Origin of the sequence: Phaeobacter sp. (assembly GCF_022825805.1) — a bacterium.
GTDB lineage: Bacteria > Pseudomonadota > Alphaproteobacteria > Rhodobacterales > Rhodobacteraceae > Phaeobacter.
On record NZ_JAJDWC010000074.1, the window covers coordinates 1 to 4,768 of the forward strand.

The 4,768-nt window shown below is 59.2% G+C and carries 6 protein-coding genes; 3 read left to right on the top strand and 3 right to left on the bottom strand.

Annotation, left to right across the window (positions count from 1 at the left end; genetic code table 11):
• Positions 1-121 precede the first annotated feature (121 nt).
• Positions 122-517 (bottom strand): hypothetical protein, encoded by a 396-nt coding sequence (locus tag Q0C28_RS07910; protein WP_293574562.1) that lies wholly within the window; start codon positions 515-517, stop codon positions 122-124.
• Positions 495-1,154 carry an ATP-binding cassette domain-containing protein gene (locus tag Q0C28_RS07915; RefSeq protein WP_293574564.1) on the bottom strand — a complete coding sequence of 220 codons (660 nt, stop codon included), beginning with the start codon at positions 1,152-1,154 and terminating at the stop codon, positions 495-497. The genes Q0C28_RS07910 and Q0C28_RS07915 overlap by 23 nt, the downstream gene beginning before the upstream one ends.
• Before the next feature lie 280 nt (positions 1,155-1,434).
• On the opposite strand from Q0C28_RS07915, the gene Q0C28_RS07920 reads away from it, so the two are divergent.
• On the top strand, positions 1,435-2,028 hold the full coding sequence (locus Q0C28_RS07920) for a uracil-DNA glycosylase family protein (protein ID WP_293574566.1): 594 nt from the start codon (positions 1,435-1,437) through the stop codon (positions 2,026-2,028).
• Positions 2,028-2,864, top strand: coding sequence for an SseB family protein (locus Q0C28_RS07925; RefSeq protein WP_293574568.1), 837 nt, complete (start codon positions 2,028-2,030; stop codon positions 2,862-2,864). The genes Q0C28_RS07920 and Q0C28_RS07925 overlap by 1 nt, the downstream gene beginning before the upstream one ends.
• 83 nt (positions 2,865-2,947) lie before the next feature.
• On the opposite strand, the gene yghU is transcribed toward Q0C28_RS07925, so the two are convergent.
• The gene (gene yghU / locus Q0C28_RS07930) at positions 2,948-3,823 is read right to left on the bottom strand and encodes a glutathione-dependent disulfide-bond oxidoreductase (protein WP_293574570.1); all 876 of its coding nucleotides are present in this window, start codon (positions 3,821-3,823) and stop codon (positions 2,948-2,950) included.
• 536 nt (positions 3,824-4,359) lie between these two features.
• On the opposite strand from yghU, the gene Q0C28_RS07935 reads away from it, so the two are divergent.
• On the top strand, positions 4,360-4,768 hold a 409-nt coding region (locus tag Q0C28_RS07935), incomplete at its 3' end, for a YHS domain-containing (seleno)protein (RefSeq protein ID WP_293574572.1).

Sequence of the window (4,768 nt, forward strand, 5' to 3'; positions counted from 1 at the left end):
CCCGCTTCGACGCGTGCGAACGCAGCAGCCCAAATCTCCAGTCGCCTACGGCTCGTTCCGATTTGGGCTGCTGCGGTACTAACTGAAGCGGACAATTGGCATGTTACCTACACCGGACAATTCAGAATGTTCTCGACACGCCCATCAGTCGCAATTGCCGGACGGCATCAAAATCGGAGGTTGCGGGCAAATTGTGCTTTTGTGCCAGGCGCCGTGCGATGCGCAGCTGGCGCCCTGTCAGCCCTTCTTTGCGAATGGCATCCAGATCGGTCGAGCCGCCGGTTTGCGTCTCTGCCGGTTTGGATTGCTGGGCTGCACCAGCCTGCGGTGACGCTGACTGATTTGACCTTGACTGATTTGACGCTGGCTGGTGTGCGGTCGGCGGGGCAACGGGTCGCGGGGCCGCGGCGGCAGATTGTGCGCCAGCGGTTCCCGCACCAGAGCCTGCACCATTCTGCGCCTCGGTCGGGGCGTTGCGGCGCAGGCGAAACTTCTTAGCCTTGGGTTTGGTAGTCATAAAGCTGCTTTGCCTCTTCCAAGGTTTCAAACATATGCAACTGCCCATCCAGCAGAACTGCGGCGGAGCGCACAAATTTCTCGAGCGTTTCGGGTTGATGCGACACCATCACAATGGTCGTGGTCTCCAGCCGTTCGCGCAGGATGGACCCGGCCTTGCGGTTGAATTCGACATCCGTGGTTCCAGGCATGCCCTCGTCGATCAGGAACATGTCGAAATCCAGCGCCAGCATCAAAGAAAAGGAAAACCGCGACTTCATCCCCGAGGAATAGGTGCCCAGCGGCTGGTCGAAATACTCCCCCAAACCGCAGAGCCAGCGACAATAGGCTTCGACGTAATCGGGATCCAACCCATAAAGCTTGGCGATGTAGCGGGCGTTTTCCATCGCAGACAACCGGTTGATCACCCCGCCCATGAACCCAAGCGGGAAAGAGATGCGGCAGCCCCTGCGGATGTCACCCTCGTCGGGTTTTTCCAATCCGGCCATCATGTTGATCAGCGTGGTCTTACCAGTCCCATTGGGTGCCAGAATGCCAACCGAGCGGCCCAGATCGACGCGAAACGACACGCGATCAAGGATCACCTTGCGCTGGGTCCCGGTCCAAAAGGACTTGCTGACATTTTCAAACTCTAGCATCGCGAGGTCCGGTGCTGCTCATGGCCCTGTTTGGGCTCTTGTGATTGTCGCCTTTGTGGTCAGAACGGGTTGCAGCCGTTTTGGTGGCAGTCGTCCTGTGGCATCTTACGACCTGTTTACCACATAAGCGTTAACGTTCTAGGTCACCAATTGGGCCATATTATGTCCGACCCGGTCGCGGGCCATCAAGGTTTCGTTAACCAAGCTATTTGTCTGCCGCAAGCTATGCTCCTGTATAGGAGCGCCCGCAAAAAAGGAGGCCAGCCATGACATATCCACCATGTCCGCACTGACGGCATTGCAACAGGACATCGGGGCCTGCCGTCTTTGTGCTGACCGGTTCAGCCAGACCGCAACCGCGCATCGGCCCCGCCCGGTGGTGTGGTTTGACACAGGGGCAAAAATTCTGATCGCGGGGCAGGCGCCCGGTGCCCGTGTCCACAGCAGCGGCAAACCGTTCACCGATCCTTCCGGGGATCGCTTGCGCCATTGGCTGGGCCTGTCCGAAGACCAGTTTTACGACCGCAGCCTGGTGGCAATTGTACCGATGGCGTTCTGTTTTCCAGGCTATTCCGCGAAAAAAGCGGATTTGCCGCCGCCGCCCCTGTGTCGGCGCACCTGGCACGATCAGGTGATGGCGCATCTGCCGGAAATGTCCCTGCGCATTGTGGTCGGCAGCTATGCGCAGAGTTACCATCTGGGTGGAAAAATGTCGGTACAAGCCCGCGTCGAGGCCTGGCAATCCTATGCGCAAGACAGCTTCCCCTTGCCTCACCCGTCGTGGCGCAATACCGCATGGCTGAAACGAAACCCCTGGTTCGAGACCGAGCTGCTGCCGGTTCTGCGCAGCCGGGTGCAAGAGGTGATTGCTTGATGGACAACAAAGAGTTCGCGCCGGATGCGCTGCTGACCCAATCGGAACCCGCCGCGGATCTGACGGCTTTGGACATCAGCCACGCAGAGATGTCTGCCGCACCGCAGGACGATGCCGCGCGGTTGCGCTTTTATGAACGGCTGGCGGATTGCGAATTGTTCCTGATGCTCGCCAAAGAAGCCGAAGGCGACAGCATCGCGCCAGCTTTGTTTGATACGCCAGAGGGCACATTTGCGCTGGTTTTCGACCGCGAGGACCGGTTGGCCGAATTTGCAGGCGGGATCGTGCCTTATGCCGGGCTGTCGGGGCGGCTGGTGGCCCAGATGCTGGCGGGGCAGGGCATTGGCTTGGGGGTCAACCTGGATGTCGCGCCCTCTGCAATCCTGATCCCGGCAGATGCGCTGTCCTGGTTGCAGGGCACATTGGATCACGCCCCCGATGAGGTCGATGCCGAGATCGAGCAGGTATCAGCACCACAGGGCCTGCCGGAACGTTTGATCACATCGCTGGACACGAAACTGGCCACCGCAGGGGGGCTGGCTACCTCCGCCTATCTGGTGGGGCTATCCTACAAAGGGGGCGGTCAGGGGCACCTGCTGGGGTTCATTGATGCTCGGCCCGGCGCAGAATCAGCCCTCGCCAAAGCGGTCGGCGAAGCCTTGACGTTTTCCGGTATCGAGGCGGGTGCGCTGGATGTGGGCTTTTTCGCGGCCAGTGACGCGATGGCTGCGCATCTGGCCAAAGCGGGCCTGCGGTTTGATTTGCCCCAGCAGGACGCGCCGCAGGCTCCGACGGCACCGGGACGTGATCCAGACAAACCGCCGCGTTTGAAATGAGGCCCCAAAACGGATGAAGACACCGCGCCGATAGGGCGCGATGTCTTCTGAAACGCGTGACGCGATATTGGCTCAGCTATTGCTCAGCTGTCGTTCGACTGCAGTTTGTCCTGCGTATTGGTGTCGAAATCAGCGGCGCTGTGGCGCTCGTGCAATTGGGTCTGCAGTTCACCAAAGGTTCGGTTCACCATCCGCCCCCGCGCCACGGCTGGACGGGCGTCCATCTCTTTTGCCCACCGCATCACATGGGTGTAGCTGTCGACGTCCAGGAATTCAGCGGCGTCATACAAACGGCCCAGCACCAGTTGGCCATACCAAGCCCAGATCGCCATATCCGCAATGCTATAGTCCGGGCCCGCGATATAGGCGGTTTCTGCCAGTTGACGGTCCAGCACATCCAGCTGACGCTTCGTTTCCATCGCGAAGCGGTTGATGGGGTATTCAAACTTTTCAGGTGCATAGGCGTAGAAATGGCCAAAGCCGCCGCCAAGATAGGGGGCGCTGCCCATCTGCCAGAACAGCCAGTTCATCACCTGGGTGCGCGCATTGCCTTCAGCAGGCAGGAAGGCGTCGAACTTTTCGGCGAGATGCATCAGGATGGACCCGGATTCAAAAACACGAACGGGCTCAGCGCCGCTGCGATCCAGCAGGGCAGGGATCTTTGAGTTGGGGTTCACATCGACAAAGCCGGAGCCGAACTGATCGCCATCGCCAATGTTGATCAGCCAGGCGTCATATTCTGCCCCGCTGTGACCTGCAGCCAGCAGCTCTTCGAGCATGACAGTGACCTTCACGCCGTTTGGTGTGGCCAGCGAATATAGCTGCAGCGGATGCTCGCCAACGGGCAGATCCTTGTCGTGGGTGGCACCTGCGATGGGGCGGTTGATAGACGCAAAGCGGCCACCGCTTTCCTGTTCCCAAGTCCAGACTTTAGGCGGGGTGTAGCTGTTGTCACTCATATCGGTGCCATGTCCTTTAAATCAATTGATGCCGCGCACAGAGGCTTCATAGCGGCTCTGCTGACGTTACAAAGAGGCTAGAAAAGCGGCCTCAGGGTACCTTTTCAGAGCCACAATTGCGCGGCGATAGGCCAGAACATAAGCGCAGCAGCGAAAATTCCAATGCTGGGGAAAGGGGCTGGAAACACTTTTTGTTGACTGTTTGCTGCCTAACGTGGCGTCGGCAGCGCGCCTCCTGTCCGTTTTCCGCATCCACCGCTTTGGAACAGCGGCTGTTACAAACCGATCACGCTGGCTCTTGCCTGGACACAGAGCCGTGAGCCCCTCTTCGCATGGCGCACGAGGTGCATATTATCAGCGATGACCCGGCCAGCAGGCTGGTGTTGCTCAGGGAGGTGGCGCAGCGACAGGTCCGTAGACCGGTTTGTTCGGGCTCCCAAACCGACACCGACGAATTCCATTTGTGATTTCCGTCAAACACAATTCACTGCCGAGGCACCCGCTTGCCGATGGCCCAGATGACAAAAGGACCGAACATGAAAAACGTTCTCTTTGCTGCACTTGCTGCGACATCCTTCGCCCTGCCTGCATTTGCAGGGGATCAGTATATCGACGGCACCGGCTTCGCCGTTTCCGGCTACGACGTAGTGGCCTACCGCGGCCTTGACCAGGCGCCTGTCGGCTCCGCGCAACCCGCTGGCGTGCCCGGCAACGCGGCCTACACTGCGGACTACAACGGCGCGACATTCGCCTTTGCCTCTGCCGAAAACCGCGACAAGTTCACCGCCAACCCAGAATACTACGCGCCTCAGTATGATGGTCACTGCGCCTATGGCGTGTCCAAAGGCGGCAAAGTGCCAGGCAATCCAAATCTGTGGCGGATCGTGGATGACAAACTTTACCTTAACATCACTGAAAACGTGGTCGGTTTCTGGGAAGAGGACA